Source organism: Halobacteriovorax sp. GFR8, from assembly GCF_050955245.1.
In the GTDB taxonomy this organism is placed as follows: domain Bacteria; phylum Bdellovibrionota; class Bacteriovoracia; order Bacteriovoracales; family Bacteriovoracaceae; genus Halobacteriovorax_A.
Map to the genome: position 1 here is coordinate 1,189,930 of NZ_JBPBLR010000002.1, position 22,976 is coordinate 1,212,905.

Genomic DNA, 22,976 nt, shown 5'->3' on the forward strand with positions numbered 1-22,976 from the left:
TATTATTGCTGCTTAACCATTTCTTCTAATGGAAGCTGTGTTTGTTTCTTGATGTAATTAACTAATGTAAAAATAATAACCACTGTCACGATTAAAGTAGGAACAGAGATAACTGGAAAACTCAGAGCAGTCATTCTTCCTAGGCTTTCATTAAATTCAACTGTTCCTGGTGCTCCTTTCAGAACGATGACCGCAAGAACATAATTTAAAAATGCTGAAAGAAAGAATGTTGAAGAAAAGTAGAATCCTGCCACATGAATCTTTTGTTTGAAGTCGTCGTGTAAACCTCTTGCTTCAAAGGCAAGGTGGATTTTTTCCATATCAAAAATTTGTTCAAATAAAGTTCTTATCAGTGGCTTCTTTGTAAATTGCGATGCTAGTACAAAGAGACCAATCACAAGTGGAACAGCAGTTTCTTTCACTATCATCCATGTGCGATCGAGCTCAAGAAGACCAATCCCACCTGTAAGGAGAACACTGACAAGACCAATGGCCGCAATCCAGTTAAACTTTCTTTTTGAGATAAAGTCCCACGCTCCATATAAAAGTGGAAAGCCAAGAGCAATAATAAGAGCATTAACTTGCCCTAGTTTTTCTGGCCCAGAAAATTTCGTTAGTATTACTGATGGAATCACAACATTACAAAGAATGTTGATGAACGGGTTTTCATTTTTGTTTTCTTTATTTAATTCAGTCGTATCTGACATTTAGAATCCTTTTATAATTTGCCCTTCATAATACCTAAATCAATAAAGTAGGAAAAGGTTTAAAAGACCAATGTGAAAACTCGGGTATTGTAACAACTTCTTACAACCTGAAATCTGAACTTGTCTTAAGAAAATTTAAATGAAATCATTTTTTTTACCCGAATTACTTTTGATCACGGATGAACATAAGGATAAATCATGAAAAAACTATTTCTTGCACTAGGTATGACGTGTGCACTGAGCGCTTCAGCTCAAAATTACAATGGTTACATTGTTAAACTAAAGCCAGGTTACGAATCTTTTGTTAACACAAATATGGCCGATGCTCAGGTTAGAAAACTAAGCTTTGGTACATTTGCTGTCGTTAAGCAAAAATTCGAAGGTCTTGTTCAAGACCCTGCGGTTGAGTATGTTGAGAAAAACTGGATCATTAACTTAAATGAATTTTCAGCTCCTCAACAAGATGATTCTTCACTAACTGAAAATCGCGATGAGCAATTTTCGAAACAGTGGGGACTTTTAAATGATGGAAGCAACTCTGGTGGTTGGTTCTCAAGAGGAAAAGCTGGTGAGGACATTAATGCATCTGCTGCATGGAATGTTGAAACAGGTAACCGCGACCTCGTTGTAGCTGTTATTGATACTGGTGTTGATTACACTCACGCTGATCTAAAAGCTAATACATGGAAGAATGAAGGTGAAATCGCAGGAAATGGAATTGATGATGATGGAAACGGATTTGTTGATGATGTTTACGGATATGACTTTGCAAATAAAGATGGTGACCCAATGGATGGGCACTCTCATGGTACTCACTGTGCTGGTGTAATTGGTGCTCGTCACAATGGAACTGGAATTATGGGTGTTATGGCAAATGTAAAAATTATGTCGATCAAATTCCTAAGTGATAGTGGTTCAGGTGAGACAATTGATGCAATTTCTTCAATTGATTATGCTGTTGCTAATGGTGCAAAAATTCTTTCAAACTCTTGGGGTGGAGGAGAGTACTCTGAAGCACTAAAAGAGTCGATTGAGAATGCACGTGATAAAGGTGTTCTTTTCGTAGCAGCTGCTGGTAACTCAAGAATGGATAATGATTCAAGACCAACGTATCCAGCAAACTATGATGTTGCTAACGTGATCACAGTTGGTGCAATGGATGGAAAAGGGAATCGTTCATCATTTTCTAACTATGGACAAGAAACAGTTCACGTATTTGCTCCAGGATCAAATATTCTTTCAACTGTTCCAAATAACCGTTACAAGAAAATGTCTGGTACTTCAATGGCAACGCCAATGGTTTCAGGGGTTCTAGGACTTCTTCTTTCAAAAGAAGATGGACTTTCTTTCTCTGAAATAAAAGAAAGAATCTATTCGACTTCTGTTCCTAATCCAGGACTTATCACAAAAGCTAAGTCTGGACGTATTGAAGCTTACCGCCTACTTAACAATATCCAAAACTAGTGATATAAAAAGGGGAGTCTTAAGACTCCCTTTTTTATTATGAAAATCAAACTACCCGAAATCCTTATTCGAAAATTAAAAATGACTCCTTATCATAAACTAGGTGGCGCCGCGGGCGTTCAAGAACTTGTCAATGACTTCTATGAAGTTATGGATACTGATCCTAAGGCATCAAAGTGTCGTGCGATTCATGCAAGCTCACTTGAGAGTGCTAATAAGAAGCTCTTTATGTTCTTGTCTGGATGGTTAGGAGGCCCTAGTTTATATATTGAAAAGTATGGCCATCCAAGAATGAGGAAGAGACATTTTCCATTTAAAATTGGCTTCGCTGAGCGAGATGAGTGGCTCTACTGTATGAGAAAGGCCATGGATAAGAAGCAACTAAAGCCTGAGTTTGATAAAGAACTCTGGGGTGCTTTCGAAAGATTCGCTGAGCATATGAGAAACCAAGACTTTTAGTTCTTCGATTTCGATTCCGCAAAATTTTTCATAGTGTAATTCATTTAAGAGTTCGAGACAGCGCTCAAAATGTGTTCTAAATGCACTTTCTTGCTTCATTTCTAATTTCAAAAGACCTGCCGCAATTTTTATAATGGCCTTAAATAAAATGGCAAAGTCATCTGTTCGGTTATGTTCATTCCACAGAGACTCTAGGTAAGCATGGGCCTCCCAGAAATAGCCTTCATTCACTAAATCTATGGCAAATAAATAATTTTCATTATTTTTAAAGTCATCACTTGAACTTAGGCGAGCTGTTTGAGGCTCGCCTGTAACTTCCATATGGCCACCAGTTTTTAAGGGGTGAGGATTCACTCCTGGACGAAATTTATATGGTGGTAGAGGACGAGTCGAGTATCTTATGAAAGTCTCCAATCGAAATCAAAGAGAAGTTTTCCTTCATCAATATGAACTTGAGAAACAATCTTTGACCAAACCTTCTCATTTGGATCCCATTGAAATCTTGCACGTGCAACCTTATGTTTGATTGCATTGAATTTTTCAACTTCTTGACGATTTTTCCAATTTGGTGCTTTTAATTCTGCAACGATACGCACCTTTGGAGCACTTGCTAATTTTGCCATTCTTACATAGTCATAGTGAGAAGCGATCTTAAGCATTGCAAGAACGTCAGTTACAGCTCTATGTGGGAATGGATTAATGAAGCCATGTGAGTGCTCTAGAAGTGCCATTGACTTGTGAGTGATTTTTCTTGGGTACTCTACATCTTCTTGCGTATCGATCCAGACTTTATTAGGCATCTCGATACCATATCTTTTAAACATCGCCGTTAGCATTGGCTTATCATATTTAGCACCATTGTGGGCCATCATATAGTCGGCCTTCTTCATGAGTAAGGCAACTCTTTCAAGGGCCATTTTGATTTCATCACCGCGGCGACCCCACTCAGCAAGTAATTGTTCGTCAATACCTGTAAGCTCAATAACTTCTTCTGTAAGTTTTAAACGATCTTTTTCATCGATTAGTTCTGAGAAGATTCTAACTGGAGAGTTGATGCGTGTGTCCCAAAGAACTGCTCCAATTTCTGTAACGCGGTCAACTTCAAGGTTTACACCTTTTTGCGTTAAATTTTCGTTAATACCTTCTAAATCAACTCCAAGAATGAGCATTTGACGTCCTTTTGTTTGTCTTGCTGTGTGCCATAAGATTAATTGACAATATTCTGACTTATTTAGGACAATTATTAACGATACGTTTAATATTGTAAATGCTGGGATTACTTAGATTTAATGAAACCTTATATTGTACTTATATTCACGGCGTTAATAGTTGCCTTTTTCTCTGGAAGTTTTGTTTTAAAAACTTTTGCTCCTCGATTTGCTAGTCAGTACCAAATTGATGAAATTAATGAGCTAAAAGTTAAGATGCAAACCTCAATTACACCTTACGCCATTGTTAATTTCTCATCTCTTTATTACTCAGATGAGCAGTTCCAGCTTCTTAATCCATCCCTTGCAATTGAAGAATTTGATGCATCTCTTCTTTCAAGTTCAAAAGGGTGTTCAAATATTGAAATTCTTCAATCTCAATTAACGGGAACGCGCAAGAAGGGAGTATGGGAGCAAATTCGTTGTGGAAGAATTAGAAATATTCCGAATTGGTTTGTTAAGTCACCACCTTATATTCATGAGTCAGGTGTAAGTTACGCTTATCTTCTTTTCCAGTACCAATTAGCAACAGGTCAGGCTTCGCAGACTTCATGGGTAAGAAGAAGGCTTTCATACTTTCATGTCTCTGAGCTTGCACAATTACAGCGTGAAATAGGCCCACTAGGTGGGATCTATGGACTTCTTGCAAGTCTTTCCCAAGAAACACTTCAAGATATTATTAACGAAGAGGGAACAATTCTTGCTAAGAACTTCTTACTTGCTAGGATCAAATACCCAAGACAATACAATGTCTTAGAGTATCGTTTCTATGCTAATGATTCAATTGAGAGATTCTTAGATCAAACTCCTTATCAAATCACAAGGGCACGAGCAGGGAAGTGGTGTGTTTATAATGATGGCCCAATCTGTTGGAGACAAAATACCAGACACCTCTTACAAACAGTTTCCACATCGACCCTGACATCATTTACAGGGATTATTGTTATCTTCTTTATTATTCTTTGGTTGCTCTTTAGCAAAATTAAGGATGATAAGGTTGAAGAGAGTCGAAAGAAGATGGCCCTTCAGGTTCTAACTCACGAGTTTAGAACACCTGTTGCATCTTTACTACTCATCGTCGAAAAAATGAATCGCTCTCTTGGTTCTTTGCCGGAAGACCAGCAAGAAGATGTTTTGCGTATCGCAGGTGAAGTTTACCGCTTACAACGATTAACGGAGAAGTCTAAGCACTACCTACAGGGGTCAAATGCTTCAGGTATGTTAACATTCAGTTATGAAAAGTTAGAACATTTAGAAGATCTTATTTATGATACAATCATTCCTATTAAGGAAACTTACGATAAGGAAATTGATATCTCAATCGATGTCAATGATACGATCTTTGTTGATTATTACTGGTTTCAAATTTTAATAAAGAACCTTGTTGAGAATTCTTTTATTCATGGTGCAGAAGAACACTATTTAAAGATTTATGAGAAGGACAAATTCTTTGTTGTTGAAGTTGGTGATGGTGGTGAGATTACAAAGGATCTGGATACACTGACTAGTGAGTTTGTGAAAGGTTCTAAGAGTTCTGGTACTGGTTTAGGTTTAAATATTATTAAAAATATAGTTGATGAATGGGGCGGGAAGATTGAGTTGGTAAAGAAGCCGACGAAATTTATTATTACGCTACCTAAAAGGAAGTAAATATGGATAAGATTCTATTAGTTGAAGATGATATTTCACTAGGAAAAGGAATTCTTGATTTTCTTAAAATGGAAGGGTTTGACACAACTTGGGCACAGACTCTTGAAGAAGCTAGAAAAATTGATCTAAAAGGATTTAACCTTATCATCCAAGATTGGATGCTTCCTGATGGGCAAGGGATCGACTTTCTTAAAGAGATTCGTGCAAATAATAATAACACGCCAATGATTATTCTAACGGCCAAAACTGACTTAATAGATAAAGTCGTAGGACTTGAGTCAGGGGCAAATGATTATATGACAAAACCTTTTGAGTCTCGTGAGCTTCTTGCTCGTATTCGAGTTCAACTTAGAATAGGAGATCAAGGTGCAACGGCCAAGGAAATTGACACAAAGGGTGTGCTAACTCTTGGAAAGCTTAAAATTGATAATGATACGAGAGAAGTTACTTGGGACGGAAATTTAGTTGAACTAACAAAAATGGAGTTTGATTTTCTAAAGCTACTTGTTGAAAATCCAAACCGTGCTCTTTCACGTGATGAAATTTTAAATAAGGTATGGGGATATGAATGCTATCCATCAACTCGTACAGTAGATACACACGTTCTACAATTACGTCAGAAGTTTAATGAAAACTTAATTGAAACGGTTCGTGGAATTGGTTACAAGCTTCGCCCACAATTTGCTCAGTAAAATTAAAAACGTCGAATAACTGATAAATAGGGGCCTTCATAAGGCCCTTTTTTTATATTCTTTTCAAAGATTTGACATAACTCTAACGTATAGTGAATAAAGCTTGGCCATAATGTTACGAAAGGTTTGTTAACAAAAGTTACGAAAACTACTAGGGGCCATTTATGTCTAAGCGATTAACCATTCCACTTCTTTTTGCCTTTGTTGCCTTGTTCTTAGCATCTTGCCAGTCAAAGCAATCAGCAAGTGATCTTCAAAAAACATTGGAGAAGAATCCTGAAATCTTAACTGAAGTCATGAAAAAAAATCCACAACTGTTCATGGAAACACTCCAGAAGATGGCGTCTCAAATGAGAGAGAAGGCCCTTGAAGATCGCAATAAGAAAGAGCAAGAAATTTTAGAAGCAGCATTTAAGAATCCAATTGAAGTTGAAAAACACAGCGAGGACTTAATTATTGGTAATCCGAATGCAAAAGTTATTATTTATGAATACTCTGATTTTCAGTGTCCATTCTGTTATCGCGCTCTAGAGACTGTTAAGCAGGTTCTTGATGATTATAAAGATGATGTTGCATTTGTTTATCGTCATCTTCCTATTGATTCAATCCACCCTAATGCTAGACTTGCGGCCAAGTACTATGAAGCAATTCGAATTGAGTATGGACAAAAGGCATTTGATTTTCATGAGATAATCTTGAAGAATCAAAACAAAGTCCGTCATGGTGAAAAATACTTTGTTAGTCTCGTCAAAGAGATGAAGTTAGATGTTAACAAAATTAAAGGACTAGTTAACTCTAAACGTGTTGAAAATAAGATTGCTGCGGACGTAGCAAGTGCAAATAAACTGGGCTTTAGTGGCACTCCTGGTTTTGTCGTGGCCGGTGTTCCAGTTAAAGGCGCATACCCATATTCTCATTTTAAAATGATCTTAGATCGTCGCTTGAATGGAAACTCTAAGGATCCAGCAAGTGAGATGGCAAAGATTAAATAATTAAAGGTCCGTTAGCAAATTAATTAGTTCAGGGTAATCGATAAATGGATTACGGTTGCCCTGATACTTTTCTACTTCATCATTTCTAAACTTTTCAAATTCAGATACCGGGTCTAACTTATCCCATGCTCTTAAAAATTCTTCTTCACGATCATTGATTGGTAGCTCATATGTGACAGCAAAGTAGAATAGTCCACGAGCGATATCGCCTTTGACTTCATTTGGTGGTTCAAATAACGGCATATTCGGATACTTCTTATTTTTCCCAAATTTTGATTCCCCACAGTCTTGAAGTTTATTCTCATCGACTTCACCGTAGTGATATGAGGCCCTCATGCTGTTAACGAAAGAGTCGGTTGGGAAGAGGTGGTGCATATCTGCAACCATATCGTCATATTCATTCTTGCCGTGTTCTACTGAGTCCCCATATTCGAAGAAACGAGACTTTGGCCAAGTATGTTCAGTATTGATAATATTTCCATCAGGAAGATTTTCTTGATCTAAGTGAATATCAACATTATTTTCGTATTCATTTCCACAGTAGAGATCTTTTAGATACTTATTCTCAGAGCCATTCTTGTTGTAAGCGTAGATATTATTAAAAAGATAAAGCCTTGCTGTTTTATAGTAGAGCGTTCGCTTTCCTTTTTTCATAAGTGCAGATAAGCGTTTTCTAAATTCTGCTTGGTTGAATGGTTGATCAGTGTCTCCATGGGCCTTGAGGTCAAGGGGCTGGGCCACTGTTAGTGATGTTGCTAAAATTATTAGAGTTGTACGTAACATACTTTGCTTTTACGGTAATTTATGAACAGATGGTAGGAGATTGTAGAATTTACTTGAAATATGGCCCCAATAAAAAAACAGGACCTCAGTGAGGTCCTGCCAATTTAAAAATCAAGCTCGTTATTTTAGCTACTTAGGGGACGACTAAGCAGCGTTATTGTACTCTTCGTAATCGTTATCACTATCCATATTTTCTTCATCTACACTTTGTCTAAGGCTTGTTAAAAGCTTTTCTAATTGAAGTCTTTCACCAACACCAAGTTCGACAAATTGTACCCCCATTCCCTCTGGGTAGCGTCCGACAGCATTCGACTTTCTAACGACCTTGGCCTTTAGTTCTAAATCTGTTCCGATATTGAAAGTAAAAGTGTCTCCACAATTGAAGATTTCTTTTTGAGTAGGCGTATTATAAGAGATATAAGCACCTGTTCTTGAGATATCAAAAGTTTCACCAAGATTAATTGGAATATCTGTTGAAGAAACCTTTGTTGGAAGGGGTGCTTGGTAGCGAATTGCTGTTTTCCACCACTGAGCAGCAGGTGAGTTAATAACATTTGTTTCATGACTTAGGATAAAGTATGAAGTCATAAGGATATAGGCAAAAGTTGATAGAATAACTGAAGCTGCTTCAAAGTCATTACCATAAACTAAGACAATCGAATTATTTAAACAAACAAAGCCAATCGATAATGGAAAGCTCCACTTGATGTCATCTTGTGCTGTAAATGAGAAATAAGCATTAAGAAAACAAGAGGCCATAACCATGAAGTTAAAGACTGTCATTTTCGACCAGATGGCACCAATATCAGTTGCACCATGACCGTAGAGGAACATGACCTGAATTGGGATGCTAACTGCAATTGCAATAAATACAAATGCATAAATATTAAAGATTAATGGCTTGATCTTCATTGATGACTCCTTGAGTGTCATTTTGTGTAAAGTGATAACAATAACTATTTACGCGATTAATATAATTCTTTGCTTCTTGAAGGCGATCAGAGTTACGCCAGTCTGTTTCTAACTTTATTAATTGAGACTTCACTCTAAATGGGCCAGAGTTGTAACTAGCAAGAATCAAGTCTGTAAAGAGTTGGCTTTTCTCAAATGTCTTAAGATTTTTTATTTTTGGATATGACTTTTGAACAAGATCGATATTGCCACGCCAATACTTCTTTAGGTATTCAATATACTCGAGTCCACCGATAACAGATTTTTTTCGATTAAGTCGCCAATCATTGTTTTGATTAATCTTTCCAGATCTAACCATAAACTTTACGAGTCCATACGGAAGTTTTTCAATTCTCTTGTCTACTTTCCATGTGTCATACTTCTTAATGACGTGCTGGCTTGCTGCATCGGTAACTTGTGTTAGACCAATTGCCTTTGCAGAGCTTACCGAGCGATAATTAAAGCCTGACTCTTGGGCAATAATACCTAGAAGCATTGAAGGATTAGTATGCACTTTAGATGCTTCTTTTTTTACTAGATCAATAAAGCTCGACTTTACATTGAATGGGTCAGTCGTTGTAATAGTTGTTGTATTATTGGCAGCTGTAAATTGTTTACATGAAGGTTCTTCATAACGATAAAGTGAACGAATTTCTCCACGGTATTGGTAGCCAATTTTAATATCAGTCTCAAGTCTTGCAGGAAGACTTAGGCGGTTGATTTTATAAATAATATTTTGGTCATCTTCATAGATAACTTTATTATTATTTTTAAAGCTAGAAGTGATATTTCTACCATTCCAAAAGATCACAATATTTTCAGGGTTGAGTTTTCCACGAGTTGAGTTGATCTTAATATAGAGGTCATAAACAGTGTGACGATTTTGTTTCTTTGGAAAGAACTCGATACCAATTGTACTTGTTCCAACATTATCAAAGTTTAGATGGTTATCTAAGATATTAGTAAAGGCCTCAAGATTCTCGAAATGATCTCCGTCATTAATAATTGAAAGAGTGTCACTTCCGAACGGATTCATTGGCCCAGCACATGAGGTAAATAGGAGAGTTGCTCCAAAAAAGAGTGCCGAAAAACTTGCTCTTAACAAGACTCTGACAATGTGCTGACGAAATGTTGGTTTAAGTGCCATGTTCATTGACACTATTATGACAATTTTGGATAAGTCGCTGAAGTTGCGGAGTAAATAATTCAGTTAAATCAGTAACTTAGGTGAAAATCACTATAAAATCTATGGTTAGCAAAATCCGTAAATTTCGCCAACTTTAGAAGCCATAGAAAAAACCGTTATTGGCATCTGTTAAATTCTTTAAAAATTTATATAAATCCGACGACTTACTGAAATTCTTTGCCCCAACACCAATGGCATTAATTTGTACTTTTCGCACGTTATTCTTGTCAGTGATATCCCTAACAATGTCGTCGATATTATCCGGTGAAGTTGTTCGTCCAGACTTCGTAGGGGAGCCATCACTTAGGAGAACGATATCGGTTAGTTGAGGGTATTGATCAATCACGTACTTAAGGGCCGCCCTTGTTGGTGTTGCGCCATAAGGCCTTAGGCTTGCCAAAAATTCATATACCTCTTCTTTTATTTTAAGGTCCCTAAGGTCTTGTAAAACACCCCACAGCGCATATTGTGAACTTCGGTTCTTACCAGGGAAATAGATAATGTCGACATAGTAGTCCTTACCCATTGAGGCAATAAGCATCTTAAGTCCTGCTTTAACTTGGCCGATGCGATCATCTGTACCCATTGAGCCTGAAACATCAATAAGAAAGGCCACGCGTTTGCCTTTAAAGTTAAATCCAACATCAGCGCTTTTGGCAACTGGAGTAGGAGTTGGTTTTGGTTCAGGCTTTGGCTCAGGTTTGGCCTTAGGTGGAGTAATTTGTGCAGTAAGTTCTTGAATGACTTTCTTTTGATCTTTGGCAAGCTTCTCACATTGAGACAGGGCCTGCGAATTATCAACACATACTTCTTTCGGTTTTTCGACAACAGGAGTCTCATTCTTTGGAACAACAATAAAGAGGATGATAACCGCTCCAAGTGCTCCTGAGAGTAAATCGAGAAATGAAATATTAAAAACGTCTATGGACTTTCTTTGGCGCATTCTTTGCTTTCCTACATCTCAATCTTATTAACAAGGTTTTCAATAACATATTCTTTTGTCTTCATATGAAATTGATCTGTTGCTTTTTGTAGGTCGTGAAAGAGCCACATAAGAATGATACTTAGAATAAGTGCAACAAGTGTTGTATCAAAGGCAACACCAAGAGTAGAAGTAATCAGTTGCATGTCTTTAGAGTTTGCTAACATGAGTGCGCTTGAGATACCAAGTACGGTACCAATAAAACCTAGAGACGGAATGGCCCATAAAAGGTAGCGAATGTTGGATTGTTCAGTTTCTGAGTTGTCTCGATGTAGATCAGTGATGATATTAATAACCTCAAGAACTTCTGAAACATTTTTCGTTGAACGAAATTTCGCACAAGAGTTTTTAATGAGTTGAGTTAAAAGAGTCTTTGAGTACTTCTTCTCAAAGTCTTTCACTTTCTGACCAATTTGAACAACATCATCAGACATGAGCAGGTGCTTTTCATCTGTCGGCAGCAGATTGGCCTTAAAGTAGGATTTCTCTGCTTTTATTTGGGCCTTTAATGCTTTTATTTCCGAGATTGACCAGAAGAAGGCCAAATATGTTAGCCACTGAATGTAGCCACCTTTGATGAAATTTCCACCTAAGAGAATTAGCAATCTTGAAACCATTCCATCTTGTGGGAAAATACCAGATAGATATACTCCGTTTAATAGTCCCACCATAACACTGCTCACAACAACAGCTTGTCCAATGAGTTGCAATTCTTTCTTTTCTAGCATTGAATGACCTTTTACTCTAAAATTATAGGTATATTTTATATTTATTATAACTGACTTTAAAAGGATATAAATGGTGGGAAAAAATAGTGAAAATGAACCAGTAGGAGAACTATGTGTTCGCACGCTAACGATGCCTTGTGATACAAATCACAATGGTGATATCTTTGGAGGTTGGGTTCTTTCGCAAATGGATATCGCCGGTGCAATCTATTCTGGAAAGCGCTGTAATGGCCGTACGGCAACTATCGCAATTGAAGCAATGAAATTTATCCAACCTGTAGGGGTTGGGGATATTCTATGTTGCTACTGCTCAACTGTAAGAGAAGGAAATACATCTCTTGCCGTTAAGGTTGAAGCTTGGGTTATTCGTAAGTTTGAAACAGAAAGAGTTAGAGTAACTGATGGTATCTTTACTTACGTGGCCATTGATGAGCAGAAGCGCCCACGTAGTATCAACTCTAAAACAATTCTCGATAAATAAGGATTTATATATGAGCGTAATTAACGTTGAAAATGTCTCTAAGAGCTATAGAGACCAAAAGGCATTATCTGACTTTTCACTGACTGTAGAGCATGGGGATGTTGTTGCTCTTTTGGGGCCAAACGGTGCTGGGAAGACAACTTTTGTAAAGTGTATGCTAAACCTCATTAGTGCAGATAGTGGAAAAATTTCGATTTATGATATTGATTCAAGTGAGCCAATGTCACGATCACGGCTTGTCTACCTACCTGAAAAATTCACTTTCTATAATTATTTTACTGTCGAGGAAACTCTTAAGTTCTTTGCTGAATTTCATCAAGTTGAAAAGTCTCAAGTCAAAGAGAGAATTAAAGAGGCTTTAGGGAAGCTTTCAATTGGAGAGTTAGGTAAGAAAAAACTCAGTGAGTTATCAAAGGGACAAATGCAACGAGTAGGTCTTTGTATCGCAATTGTTGCAGATAAGGATCTAATTATTTTGGATGAACCATTTTCTGGCCTTGATCCGATTGGGATTAAAGATGTGAAAGATATTTGTCTCGAACTTTCAAGCAAAGGGAAAACAATTTTAATCAACTCGCACATTCTTTCTGAGGTGGAGAAATTTGCAAAGAAAGTTATTATTTTAAATCACGGTAAAGTTCAGGCCCAGGGGCCAATCGATGATGTACGTGATGGAATGTCTCTAGAGGATCGATTCTATACTCTTGTTAAAGGGACGAAAGAGGAAAGTGAGGAAGCTCATGTTTAATTTTACGCTAATTAAAAATACAATTGAAAAAGAAGTTCGAAATAAATCAGTCATTTTCTTATTCGCTATGACTGTCGTCGTGATGTACCTAGGTGGTGTTTTAAGTAATACTCTACAAATTGAAATTCAAGAGTCGGGCTTTAGTACTTATCTAGCAACAGCTAGTATGACAGTTGTTATATGGATTATTAGCCTAAGTGCAAAACTAGTGGCCGCTCTTATTTCTGCCAATATCTTTCGTAGTGATCTAGAAAGTGGAGTTATTTCTCAAATTTTAGCACTACCGATCAATCGCTCATCATACGTGATTAATCGTATGCTAGGTGGCGCCCTTTTGAGTTTTCTTTACTTAGTATTCATTCTTATTATCGGTATCATTATCTTAATATCTAATGACCTTGTTCCTAAGGGAGTGGATTTTTCAATGATAAAGATGACCGCTTCTCTTATTCCACACTTCTTACAAATTTTAATTATCATGTTTGTTAGTTGTTTCTTTAGTTTATTCTTCAATAAGATTGGAACACTACTTCTAACATGTTTTTATGTTATTGCCTCGGTTGGTGTCTACACTTATATCCAGGCCGGCAATCCTGCTCTATCAGGTATTAACCTTTCATCAATCTTTGGCCTTATCTTTTATTGGCTACTGCCAAGAATTGGAGAGATCTCAGGTCTTGCTGATATGTTATCTCTAGGAGCCGAATTAAACTTAGATATAGTTAAGAGTTTTGTCTTTGGTCTTGTTCACCTTGTGGCAACTTTGGCGATATGGGGATTTATTTTTAACTCTATTTTTAAGAGAAGATCGTTCTAATGAGAAAACTGCTGATCATCCATTCTGATGAGCGTATCCAATCAAGTGTGAGAGAGTACTTAACAAATGAGTACTCTTTCGAGATTGAGTGCCTAGAGAACTCTTCTCTTTTAAAGAATGCAGATGAATTAGCAAGCTTCGATGGAATAATTTGCGAAAATAAGTATATCGATAGTGAAGGGAGGAATATCCCTGGCGGTCAAAATTTTGTTAATTTTATGATCGATCACACGATTAAAAAACCTATTGTTATTTTGGGTGAGATGGAAATTGATTATGGAAGCTTTGTTTCTCTACCATCAAGATTCTCTCTTAGAGATATTAGCCTTCAACTTATTAAAAGCTTAAATATTACGGATGAAGAACTAAGGCACTTAAAGATGCCTGATTTTGTGAGTGTTGAAATCGCTAACTTTTATCAACTCTCAAATCCATCCTGTGATATCTATATAAAAATGACGAAGGCGGGTGTGGAGCATTTTGTAAAACGAATCTATGCCAATGATATACTCGATAAGGATATTGTAAGGCGCTATGAGCAAAATAATCTTACTCATTTCTTTGTACAAAAAGAAGACTTTGAAAAGCTTATGGGGCAAATCCTTGCTCAGTCACTAACTAAGGTGGTAAAGGCCTTCAAAGAAGATAAGAAAGTGATGGAAGTGAGTAGTGATACCTTTGAGATCTCTCAAAACCTTCTCAATGAAATAGGAATCACTCCACAAACTGTGAAGCTAGCTAGAACGTCAATTGTTGCCATGACAAAGACTGTAAGTAGCTCAAAGAAGTTATCTACACTACTTCGTTCTCTACTCGAGAATGAAACGACATACGCATTTAAAAGAAATTATCTAGCGAGCCTATTCTTCTATCAAATTATTCCAAATCTCGGATGGGGAAGAGGAGAACAGCTAAAGCAAACAATGGATAAGGTTTGTTATATTTGCTTTTTTCACGATATTCTCTTACGTGAAGAGAAACTTCTAAAAATTCACTCTCTCGATGATATGGCACAAGTGGACTTAAGTGAATTAGAAAAGAAGCTTGTTTTAGAACACGCCAATATGACCACTACTATGCTTCAAGAAATATCAGGAATTCCAACAGGCATTGATGTTATTGTTCGTCAGCACCATGGTTCATTAAATGGTGTGGGCTTTCCTGATGTTTACACGTCAAATCTTTCACCACTTGCGATATGTTTTATTGTTATTGAAAAGTATGTTGTGGAAATTCTCAAGTGTATTGAGGGCCGTGAAAAATTAAAATTAAACACGATACTTTTAGAGTTAGAAGAATTTTTTCACTTGAGTAGCTATCGTAAAATAATTTTCGAACTAAAAAGCCTTATAAATTAAAAGGCAAATTAATAAAAAGGAAATCTAATGGAACAAAGAAAAGTTTGTATTATCACGGGATCACGTATTCCATTTGCAAGGTCTGGGACAAAGTATCAGGGTGTTTCTAACAAGGAGCTAATGACTGCTGCTTTAAAAGGTTTAGTCGACAAGATGAATCTTAAAGGGCAAGAAGTTGGTGAGGTTGTTCTTGGTGCTGTAAGTAAGCACGCTTATGACTTCTCTCTTGCGCGTGAGTGTACAATTGAATCAGGACTGTCTTTTCACACTCCTGCAACAGATATTCAAAAAGCTTGTGGACTTTCTCTTGAGGCCTCAAATATTATTGCAATGAAAATTGCAACCGGACAAATTGAGTGCGGGATCGCTGGTGGTGTTGACACTAATAGTGATATCCCGGTTGAATTTTCTAAAAAGTTCTCAGATGCCATGAGCCGTGCAAATTATGCTCGCTCAACAGGTGAGCGCATTAAGGCACTGATGAGTATTCGCCCTGCTGACCTTAAGCCTGCCTTTCCTGCTGTAAAAGAGCCTCGTACAGGTCTTTCAATGGGACAAAGTTGTGAGCTTATGGCCCAACGTTGGAATATTGCTCGTAAGGATCAAGACCAACTTGCGTGGGAGTCTCATCAAAATGCTGAGCGTGCATATAATGAAGGATTTTATAATGATCTAGTTGTGCCATTTAAAGGTCTCGAGCGTGATGGAATTCTAAGAGCTAACACAACAGTTGAGAAAATGGGCTCTTTAAGAACAGCTTTCGAAAAATCTGACAAAGCAACTTTAACAGCAGCTAACTCAACACCTCTTACTGATGGTGCTTCTTGTGTTTTCTTATGTTCTGAAGAGTACGCAAAAGAACACAACTTAGAAGTTTCAGCATACTTCACAACTTGTCAGTCGGCAGCAGTTGACTTTATTGAAGAGGAAGGACTTCTAATGGCCCCTGTTTACGCCGTTCCTAAACTTCTAAAACGTGCTGGTCTTACTCTACAAGACTTTGACTTTTATGAAATTCACGAAGCTTTTGCTGCTCAAGTACTTTGTACTTTAAAGGCATGGGAAGATGAAGAATTCTGTAAAACAAAGCTTGGCCTAGACGCTGCTCTTGGATCTATTGATCGCTCAAAGCTTAATGTTAAAGGTGGATCACTTGCTCTTGGGCATCCATTTGGTGCAACAGGTGCAAGAATTGTAGCAGGCCTTGCAAAAATGCTAAAAGAAAAAGGCGGCGGACGTGGACTAATCTCTATCTGTACAGCAGGTGGAATGGGTGTTGTTGCAATTATCGAGCGTTAAAAGATAAAAAAAGGCACCCAATGGGTGCCTTCTTTATTTGTACTTATTTATCTAAATTATTTTTCAGTACAAGTTTCGTAGCAAAGATTTCTTTGAGCTTCGTCTTGAACAAGAGCACACTCATCAAAACACCATGGCATTGACTTGTTTCCTGATTGGTACATATAGCTATCAATACAGTAGTCACGTACTGAATTGAAACATGTGTAGAAATCTTCTTTGTTTGTTAATTCTTTACAAGTTTCTTGAGCTTCCATCGCACAAATTTTAATTTGGTTTGCGCTTGCGTTTACAGAAATAAAAAGTGTAGCAGCTAGTAATAATTTTTTCATATTTTTTCCCTCTAATGATTAAAGATCATAAACACATGAAGCCTGATTTCCAGTGATCTTTGCAAGTTCACTAAGGGCAGCTTCATATTGATATGAATTTAGTTTTCCAGTTTCTTTAAAAGTATATTTTGATTTGTTATTACCCAGAACTTTTTCAGCTAGAACTCTGAAATTGTCTGAGTAGATAATATTCTCAAGATCAACTAGGGCATGATCCGAAATACGGGCCCAGTTGACGATGAGATTATATTGATGAAGCTTAGTATAGCCAGTGGCATAGTAAGCGTTTTCACAAATTTCTCTAATATTACTTGAAGCTTTTGCATTAGATGTAACTGCAAAAAGCATCGCAAGTGTTAAAATCACTGATTTCATATACTTCTCCAATAGCATTGAGTGCCCACTTATAGCCAAGGGGTAACGAAAATTAAAGTGATTTTATGAAATATGTAATTTCTGCACGCTAGATCTTGAGCATGGATTCCACAAAGTGGCGTACGCCCCGCGTTGCGACTTCAGCGATCGTTTCATCAAAGAGTTCGGCGTTATTTGTCGGGTGAGGATTGATCTCAAGACAGTGAGCACCAGCGCTCTTAGCGATAGCAACAAAATTGGCAGCAGGGTAGACAAGCCCTGATGTTCCAATAGAAATAAAGAGATCACAGTTTAGGAGTGCTTCTTGGATTTCGTCGAGATAAAGCGGAACTTCACCAAACCACACGATATGTGGCCTTAGGTTACCCTTTGTATGACAACACTGGCAGCGATCTTCAACTGTAAGATCATCTTTCCACTCATAAACTCTCTTCGTTTTCTTGCAGCGAACTTTTAAAAGCTGTCCATGCATGTGAAAGATATTCTTTGAGCCAGACCTCTCATGAAGGTTATCGACATTTTGAGTGATAATTGTTGTTTCAAACTTCGCTGACTTTTCAAGTTCGGCCAGGGCCAGATGAGCATCATTTGGATGAACCTCACCTGATTGGAGTTGTCTTCTTCTTTGATTATAGAATTCGTGAACTAAATTGGGGTTATTGTTGAAGGCCAAGGGAGAGGCCACTTCGTAAATATCGTGATTTTCCCAAAGTCCATTTTGGTCGCGAAAGGTCTTTAATCCCGACTCCTTAGAGATTCCGGCACCAGATAGTATACAAATGTTTTTTATGCCTGCAAGGAGTGCTTGGTCTTTTAAAAACTTCATGAATTTATGGTAACATACTCTTGGTAAATACATAAAGTGAGGATTTTAGTGGACCCATTATCACAGGCCGTACTTGGCTCAATGGCAGCTCTAGGAGCGACCAAAATTAAGCCAAAGATACGCAGAAAGAATGAAGTATCTAAAAAATCTAAAGAAGCACCTAGTTTAAAGGTGATAGCTCTTTGGGGTGCCCTTGCTGGAATGGCCGCGGACCTCGATATTCTTATTCGTTCATCTACTGATCCACTTTTTCACGTACAATTTCACAGACACTTTACTCATTCACTCTTTTTCATTCCTATAGGTGCTCTTGTCGTTAGTTTATTTCTTAAACTATTTAGAGTTCCTATTAAAAGAAGTTATCTTTATACATTTTGTGCATATGCTACACATGGTATTCTTGATTCATTTACAAATTATGGAACGCAACTTTTTTGGCCCCTTTCTTCCACTAGAGTTGCTTTAAATACTGTTGCCGTTATTGATCCACTTTGTACAATTCCACTTGTTATTCTTGTCATCATTTGTCTTCGTACTAAGAATTTAAAATTTAATACTGCGGCCATCATCTATGTCGTTGCATTCATGTCTCTTGGTTTTTACCAGAGAGAGCGTGTGACAAACTTTCTGACAACAAAGGGGCTCATTAATGAGCATACTGAGAGGAAGATGATTAAGCCGACAATCTTTAATAATGTGGTTTGGCGTGGAATTGTTGTTGACCAAGATCAGGCTAAGTTCTATGCCGTCAAAAGTATCCCTTTTGGTAAGATCAAACTCTATCCAAAAAGTGAGAGCGCTTCCATTGTTAAAGAAAAAGAAATTAAGAATCTTTTAAAGCATTATAAGTCAGATAAGTTCCCTTATGATTATGAGAGATTTAGAAGTTTTACTAGTGGCTATCTTCATTGGGGAGAAGGTAATACGATCGTGGATTCTCGCTATAGTATTCTTCCTTACTCATCAGAGTCTATGTGGGATATCGAATTTCACAAAGGTGAAGGACACGTAACTTTTAATACTTCGCGCGCTGTGGATATTAACTCACGAAAAGAATTTTTAAAGCTCTTATTTGATTTCTAGTAAGTATGACTCTAGGGCCTTTATATTCTCAGGTGAAATCTCATGAGTATTAATCTTAAAGCTTTCGTATTGAGCATCTGTAATTTTCTTTTTTAGCTGCAAAAAGCTATTGTGAGAATTTTCAAATTCGACAACAGGGTCACCTTCGTTATGAATTGAAAGGTGCTTAAAGTTTAAATTTTCACCAAGTTTATCGACTCGTGTGTTTGCATTAATGGCAATCGACGCATGGATTCCTGGAAGGTTACTTGCCATAATTGGGGCCAGATAGCCCCCTTGAGAATAGCCAACAATAGTAACATCTTTAAACTCAATGTCTTTTGCTTTTAAGAAGTTTCCAAGGGCCTCTATTGGAGTACTCATATCAATATAGTATTTCTGTCTTGTGTGGTCATAGAAGTACCAACTATAGCGATATGTAATTTGTTTAGGCCTAATTTTTGGAATAGGAAAAACTCCATTTGGAATGAGGATACGAAAACTCTCGAGAATTTGAGGTGATAATTTATCAACGATATTTTCTTTGATTTGTTCATTATTTTGAGCAAAGCCATGAAGAACTAAAAGTGTTTTCTGTGCTTTAGGATTACCCATTTCAAGCGAATCAATCGGGAGATTTGTACCAACAATTGTGCGACTAGTATTATTTTCCATATGTTCTATAATAGATGGGGCGAGGGGAATTTTAAAGTGAATTCTAAAACCAATGAGAACTTACAAAATGATGATATGGATCTGGCCAAGGAGATTATCTTGGAGAATATCTCGTTCTTTGAGTGGATGAATATGGAGAATCTCCTCATCTCAATCAAAAGTGAGGATCTTAGTCTTCTTGATGAAGTGAATATGGAAGTGCTTGAGTCCTACCTAAATGAATTTATCAAAGAAGGTCTCGTGGAAGTAAAGCACGAGGCCAAGAATGAAGCCTTCTATCGTCGTGTTCAAATTAAGAAAAAGAAATTTCTAAAATTCTTTTAGAACCCAGTTAGAGAAAGATTGCCATAAATAACCAAAGAGCTCCTGCTGTTGATAGAGGAATCGTTAGGTTGTCATCGATTTTAAAATCCATAAAGTCGACGGCCGTCACAACAAGTGAACTAAAGATAGTGACAAGTGCAATTCTTACATTAAATTCATATACACTTAGAAGAACCATTAGGTGAATAGCGAGTGTTGCAATTAAAAAGGCAAGTGTTCCCTCAAGAGAGCGGTTATCTTTTAACTTTGTCTTTCCAAAGCGAATGCCAATAATGGCACTTAAAGGATCACAAACTGCAAGTGTGAAAACAGCAACAAGTGTAATAGTTTTTGGAAATGTTAAGATCGTTAGAAGCAGTCCCATTAGATACGGCATTGAGGCCGATTCTTTCAGTTGCTCTTCAGCACGTAAAAGGTAGCGACTACCTAATTTCATTAAGCGGTTTTCTGGGTAGTTAATTCTAATCTGTTCAAGAATATAGAAAACACATGTGGCAATACCAAGAATATGGACGGCCTGAGCGTGAGTTAGAAAATGCTTATAAATCATCCCCGCAATAAGGCCCATCGAGAAGTGGAAGATCCTACGTGGCATATGTAGGTCTTTTCTTGTCTTCGTAATCTCTTCTTTTGTTTCGTTTTCTTCTTGTGAAACTTGTTCAGTTATATCTTTATTCGATGTTTCCACATCGTTATTTTCATTATTTGAAATAGTCGTATCCATATAGGCATCTTAACTCAGGTTGTTAATCCTGACAAAACTATTTTTTTAGTCCAGAGAGGCTGTTCGCGATAAAATCTTTGGTAATTTTGAAAATTGAACGGCGATCTTGTCCATAGCTAAATTGCCCATCATTTAGAGACTCCAGAGAGACCTCTCCACTGCGTTTTAGTGCTTCTTTGAGGATTAGTGGACCTGCTATTTCAAAGATGAAAATACTGGAGATTATGGTATGAAAAATTATGTCGCTTGTAACGTGAGGGATTTTTTGAATGGCCATGGCAACGGCAATTGCTGTCCCAGCGTGAGAGTAGAGACAATGACCTAACATACTGTAATCATTAGATGTTACACGCTTGGCAAAGAGACGATGAGCAAAATAAACAGAAAGGGTCCGTATGACAATGTACATGATCACAAAGAGCGCATTTTCCGAAATTAGTCCTGCAATATTTATATGAGTACCAGCGTAGACGAAGAAAATTGCATAAAGTGAACTTCCAATATCTCTTACCGTTGTGTGAATCAACCTTCCTTTTGAAGAGGCCTGAGTCACAGTAAATCCAAGAACGAGAGAAATCAAGAGAACATTTAAGTTCAAAAAATAGGCCAAGGTCTGAGAAAAGAGAATCATGGTAAGGATTGAGAAGAGGAAGTTACCGATCTTATTCTCAAAATTCTCAAGCCATGTTAAAAGTAGGCCAAGGGCAACTCCTACAGCAATTGATCCAATGACCTCTTTGGCCATGGAAAGGATCGCCTGATAGGAAGAAACTGATGAGGGCCAAAGACCTGTTGCCTGGAATACTGAAGTAAAGAATAGGCTACCAACGATAGTTAGACCTGTTACGACTGCTAGGTGGATCATGATGGCATCGGTAATTGGCCCATGAGTATTATACTCCTTCATGACGAGTACTGTGGTAGGTGGTGCTGCTTCAATACTTATAATTCCAAGCATGACCGAAATGATAAATATATTGGCCGCGGAGAGTCCGGTAAATATCAGCAGGCAAGTGGCAAAGAGGATGCTACTGATAAGAAACATGAGAAAGACCTTATAATGAGTCTCTTTAATGAGCTCGTTACTTAGTCGCCGCAAAAGGTATTTATTAAACTCCCCACCAATATTAAAGAGAATTAGCCCTAGGGCCAGGTCTGACAGATAATTTGTTTTTTCAAGAAATTCGTGAGTGATTATTCCTGTGACATAGGGACCTAAAACAATCCCAAGCATAATAAAGCCACTTACTTTGGGGATACCAATGATTTTAGTGAATCGCGCTACCACCAGGCATAGCAAAAGGCACAGGCCTAGAATTGGAATAACGGCCTGGGTATCTGTTAAATCGATGAAGTCGAACACATCTAACCTCGCTCTTTGGCTTTGTTGAAATTTAACGCAGACGGACGCTCCATCAAACTTAAGAGGTATAAAGATGCCTTAATTAGATTAAGTTTTTTACAACTAATGATGGAAATGACTACAATAGAAGTATCAATTATTTAACGAGGTTGTTCATTTGAAGAAGAAAATCTATTTCACACTTTTTATTCTCGCCATTATTGCAGCTCTTATGGGTTGGGGGATTTTAAATTACCCTAAATCAGATGGGACTCGCTCTGGAAAACTAGTGCGAATTACGAAGAAAGGTGTCTTCTTTAAAACATATGAGGGAACACTTGATCTAGGTAGTGGAGACAGGCTTACTTGGGGATTCTCTGTTCACGATAAGGCACTAGGTGAGCAGCTAGTTGCTCAGGCCGGTAAGAATGTAAAACTTGAATATAAAGAGCTCTTCTTTAAATTCTTCTACGAGACAAATAATGTCGTTGATGGTTGGTCGATTGTTGAAAGTGCCGAGGATAATGTCTTTCTATGCCGCTTAGTTCGTATCCTACAAGAAAACTCTTCTATTGTTGAGTACCTAAGGCCTCGAATTCAAGAACAGGATAGCGAACTACTTCAGAGGATGCGAGATTGTAAGTAAGCGTGCCATGCACCTAAATGGCAGCTAGGGTTGGCAGTTTGTAAATCTGTGATATTAAATCAGGGCCATGGCCAGATTTTGATATCACAACAGAATTGGTTTGCAAGTGTGCAATATTATTAGTTTCTGTGAACACTTTCTTAAGCTAGCTATGCTAAATACTAA

Annotated in this window: 27 protein-coding genes; 13 read left to right on the forward strand and 14 right to left on the reverse strand. The window is 37.5% G+C overall.

Annotation, left to right across the window (positions count from 1 at the left end):
* Positions 1 to 2: 2 nt before the first annotated feature.
* Positions 3 to 707, reverse strand: a complete 705-nt coding sequence (locus tag ACRXC1_RS06270; protein WP_392907818.1) for a VC0807 family protein — start codon at positions 705 to 707, stop codon at positions 3 to 5.
* Positions 708 to 905: 198 nt separating this feature from the next.
* On the opposite strand from ACRXC1_RS06270, the gene ACRXC1_RS06275 reads away from it, so the two are divergent.
* Both ACRXC1_RS06275 and ACRXC1_RS06280 read left to right on the forward strand, forming a co-directional pair.
* Entirely contained in the window at positions 906 to 2,171 is a 1,266-nt protein-coding gene (locus ACRXC1_RS06275) for a S8 family peptidase (RefSeq protein WP_392907821.1), read from the forward strand.
* 39 nt (positions 2,172 to 2,210) lie between these two features.
* The gene (locus ACRXC1_RS06280) at positions 2,211 to 2,630 is read left to right on the forward strand and encodes a group II truncated hemoglobin (protein ID WP_392907822.1); all 420 of its coding nucleotides are present in this window, start codon (positions 2,211 to 2,213) and stop codon (positions 2,628 to 2,630) included.
* On the opposite strand, the gene ACRXC1_RS06285 is transcribed toward ACRXC1_RS06280, so the two are convergent.
* Positions 2,553 to 2,951: a DUF309 domain-containing protein gene (locus tag ACRXC1_RS06285; RefSeq protein ID WP_433657367.1), complete on the reverse strand. Its 399-nt coding sequence runs from the start codon at positions 2,949 to 2,951 to the stop codon at positions 2,553 to 2,555. The genes ACRXC1_RS06280 and ACRXC1_RS06285 overlap by 78 nt on opposite strands.
* A gap of 77 nt (positions 2,952 to 3,028) precedes the next feature.
* Positions 3,029 to 3,799, reverse strand: a complete 771-nt coding sequence (locus tag ACRXC1_RS06290) for a 3'-5' exonuclease (protein WP_392907826.1) — start codon at positions 3,797 to 3,799, stop codon at positions 3,029 to 3,031.
* A gap of 120 nt (positions 3,800 to 3,919) precedes the next feature.
* Between ACRXC1_RS06290 and ACRXC1_RS06295 the strand changes: the two genes are divergently transcribed.
* The 3 genes from ACRXC1_RS06295 (at position 3,920) to ACRXC1_RS06305 (ending at position 7,172) form a co-directional block, all read left to right on the forward strand.
* The gene (locus ACRXC1_RS06295) at positions 3,920 to 5,488 is read left to right on the forward strand and encodes a sensor histidine kinase (RefSeq protein ID WP_433657369.1); all 1,569 of its coding nucleotides are present in this window, start codon (positions 3,920 to 3,922) and stop codon (positions 5,486 to 5,488) included.
* Between the two features lie 2 nt (positions 5,489 to 5,490).
* Entirely contained in the window at positions 5,491 to 6,180 is a 690-nt protein-coding gene (locus tag ACRXC1_RS06300) for a response regulator transcription factor (RefSeq protein WP_392907829.1), read from the forward strand.
* A 164-nt stretch (positions 6,181 to 6,344) separates the two neighbouring features.
* Positions 6,345 to 7,172: a DsbA family protein gene (locus tag ACRXC1_RS06305; protein WP_433657371.1), complete on the forward strand. Its 828-nt coding sequence runs from the start codon at positions 6,345 to 6,347 to the stop codon at positions 7,170 to 7,172.
* Here ACRXC1_RS06305 and ACRXC1_RS06310 read toward each other — a convergent pair whose 3' ends face one another.
* The 5 genes from ACRXC1_RS06310 to ACRXC1_RS06330 form a co-directional block, all read right to left on the reverse strand.
* A complete protein-coding gene (locus tag ACRXC1_RS06310) occupies positions 7,173 to 7,955 on the reverse strand; it encodes an endonuclease I family protein (RefSeq protein ID WP_392907834.1) in 783 nt (260 codons plus the stop codon). It abuts the gene before it with no gap.
* A 144-nt stretch (positions 7,956 to 8,099) separates the two neighbouring features.
* A complete protein-coding gene (locus ACRXC1_RS06315; protein WP_433657374.1) occupies positions 8,100 to 8,867 on the reverse strand; it encodes a PilZ domain-containing protein in 768 nt (255 codons plus the stop codon).
* Positions 8,842 to 10,059 carry a transglycosylase SLT domain-containing protein gene (locus tag ACRXC1_RS06320; RefSeq protein ID WP_433657376.1) on the reverse strand — a complete coding sequence of 406 codons (1,218 nt, stop codon included), beginning with the start codon at positions 10,057 to 10,059 and terminating at the stop codon, positions 8,842 to 8,844. Before ACRXC1_RS06320 ends, ACRXC1_RS06315 begins: the two co-directional genes overlap by 26 nt.
* A gap of 127 nt (positions 10,060 to 10,186) precedes the next feature.
* On the reverse strand, positions 10,187 to 11,035 hold the full coding sequence (locus ACRXC1_RS06325; protein WP_433657378.1) for a vWA domain-containing protein: 849 nt from the start codon (positions 11,033 to 11,035) through the stop codon (positions 10,187 to 10,189).
* An 11-nt stretch (positions 11,036 to 11,046) separates the two neighbouring features.
* Positions 11,047 to 11,802 (reverse strand): MotA/TolQ/ExbB proton channel family protein, encoded by a 756-nt coding sequence (locus tag ACRXC1_RS06330; RefSeq protein WP_392907843.1) that lies wholly within the window; start codon positions 11,800 to 11,802, stop codon positions 11,047 to 11,049.
* 70 nt (positions 11,803 to 11,872) lie between these two features.
* Between ACRXC1_RS06330 and ACRXC1_RS06335 the strand changes: the two genes are divergently transcribed.
* From ACRXC1_RS06335 to ACRXC1_RS06355, 5 genes are read left to right on the forward strand one after another with little or no spacing between them, the layout of a single operon-like run.
* Complete coding sequence (locus tag ACRXC1_RS06335; protein WP_392855921.1) at positions 11,873 to 12,283, forward strand: acyl-CoA thioesterase; 411 nt, start codon at positions 11,873 to 11,875, stop codon at positions 12,281 to 12,283.
* A 10-nt stretch (positions 12,284 to 12,293) separates the two neighbouring features.
* The gene (locus ACRXC1_RS06340) at positions 12,294 to 13,031 is read left to right on the forward strand and encodes an ABC transporter ATP-binding protein (protein WP_433657381.1); all 738 of its coding nucleotides are present in this window, start codon (positions 12,294 to 12,296) and stop codon (positions 13,029 to 13,031) included.
* Positions 13,024 to 13,848: a hypothetical protein gene (locus ACRXC1_RS06345; RefSeq protein WP_392907847.1), complete on the forward strand. Its 825-nt coding sequence runs from the start codon at positions 13,024 to 13,026 to the stop codon at positions 13,846 to 13,848. The genes ACRXC1_RS06340 and ACRXC1_RS06345 overlap by 8 nt, the downstream gene beginning before the upstream one ends.
* A complete protein-coding gene (locus tag ACRXC1_RS06350) occupies positions 13,848 to 15,206 on the forward strand; it encodes a hypothetical protein (RefSeq protein WP_433657383.1) in 1,359 nt (452 codons plus the stop codon). The genes ACRXC1_RS06345 and ACRXC1_RS06350 overlap by 1 nt, the downstream gene beginning before the upstream one ends.
* A 27-nt stretch (positions 15,207 to 15,233) precedes the next feature.
* Positions 15,234 to 16,505 (forward strand): acetyl-CoA C-acetyltransferase, encoded by a 1,272-nt coding sequence (locus tag ACRXC1_RS06355; RefSeq protein ID WP_433657385.1) that lies wholly within the window; start codon positions 15,234 to 15,236, stop codon positions 16,503 to 16,505.
* A 56-nt stretch (positions 16,506 to 16,561) separates the two neighbouring features.
* Here ACRXC1_RS06355 and ACRXC1_RS06360 read toward each other — a convergent pair whose 3' ends face one another.
* The 3 genes from ACRXC1_RS06360 to ACRXC1_RS06370 all read right to left on the reverse strand — a co-directional run bounded on the left by ACRXC1_RS06360 (position 16,562) and on the right by ACRXC1_RS06370 (position 18,038).
* Entirely contained in the window at positions 16,562 to 16,837 is a 276-nt protein-coding gene (locus ACRXC1_RS06360) for a hypothetical protein (RefSeq protein WP_392855911.1), read from the reverse strand.
* 18 nt (positions 16,838 to 16,855) lie between these two features.
* Positions 16,856 to 17,212 carry a hypothetical protein gene (locus ACRXC1_RS06365; RefSeq protein ID WP_392907855.1) on the reverse strand — a complete coding sequence of 119 codons (357 nt, stop codon included), beginning with the start codon at positions 17,210 to 17,212 and terminating at the stop codon, positions 16,856 to 16,858.
* An 88-nt stretch (positions 17,213 to 17,300) separates the two neighbouring features.
* A complete protein-coding gene (locus tag ACRXC1_RS06370; RefSeq protein ID WP_433657388.1) occupies positions 17,301 to 18,038 on the reverse strand; it encodes an NAD-dependent deacylase in 738 nt (245 codons plus the stop codon).
* A gap of 48 nt (positions 18,039 to 18,086) precedes the next feature.
* On the opposite strand from ACRXC1_RS06370, the gene ACRXC1_RS06375 reads away from it, so the two are divergent.
* Positions 18,087 to 19,121, forward strand: coding sequence for a metal-dependent hydrolase (locus ACRXC1_RS06375; RefSeq protein ID WP_433657390.1), 1,035 nt, complete (start codon positions 18,087 to 18,089; stop codon positions 19,119 to 19,121).
* On the opposite strand, the gene ACRXC1_RS06380 is transcribed toward ACRXC1_RS06375, so the two are convergent.
* The gene (locus ACRXC1_RS06380; RefSeq protein WP_433657392.1) at positions 19,107 to 19,775 is read right to left on the reverse strand and encodes an acyl-CoA thioester hydrolase/BAAT C-terminal domain-containing protein; all 669 of its coding nucleotides are present in this window, start codon (positions 19,773 to 19,775) and stop codon (positions 19,107 to 19,109) included. The genes ACRXC1_RS06375 and ACRXC1_RS06380 overlap by 15 nt on opposite strands.
* A gap of 36 nt (positions 19,776 to 19,811) precedes the next feature.
* Here ACRXC1_RS06380 and ACRXC1_RS06385 point away from each other — a divergent pair, with 36 nt between their 5' ends.
* Positions 19,812 to 20,099: a hypothetical protein gene (locus ACRXC1_RS06385; protein ID WP_392907866.1), complete on the forward strand. Its 288-nt coding sequence runs from the start codon at positions 19,812 to 19,814 to the stop codon at positions 20,097 to 20,099.
* A gap of 7 nt (positions 20,100 to 20,106) precedes the next feature.
* Here the strand turns inward: ACRXC1_RS06385 and ACRXC1_RS06390 are convergent, their stop codons facing one another.
* Together ACRXC1_RS06390 and ACRXC1_RS06395 are read right to left on the reverse strand one after the other, a co-directional pair.
* Positions 20,107 to 20,823, reverse strand: coding sequence for a diacylglycerol/polyprenol kinase family protein (locus ACRXC1_RS06390; RefSeq protein WP_392907868.1), 717 nt, complete (start codon positions 20,821 to 20,823; stop codon positions 20,107 to 20,109).
* A gap of 37 nt (positions 20,824 to 20,860) precedes the next feature.
* Positions 20,861 to 22,186, reverse strand: a complete 1,326-nt coding sequence (locus tag ACRXC1_RS06395; protein WP_433657395.1) for a cation:proton antiporter — start codon at positions 22,184 to 22,186, stop codon at positions 20,861 to 20,863.
* A 157-nt stretch (positions 22,187 to 22,343) separates the two neighbouring features.
* On the opposite strand from ACRXC1_RS06395, the gene ACRXC1_RS06400 reads away from it, so the two are divergent.
* Positions 22,344 to 22,811 carry a hypothetical protein gene (locus tag ACRXC1_RS06400; protein WP_392907873.1) on the forward strand — a complete coding sequence of 156 codons (468 nt, stop codon included), beginning with the start codon at positions 22,344 to 22,346 and terminating at the stop codon, positions 22,809 to 22,811.
* The last annotated feature ends 165 nt before the right edge of the window (positions 22,812 to 22,976 follow it).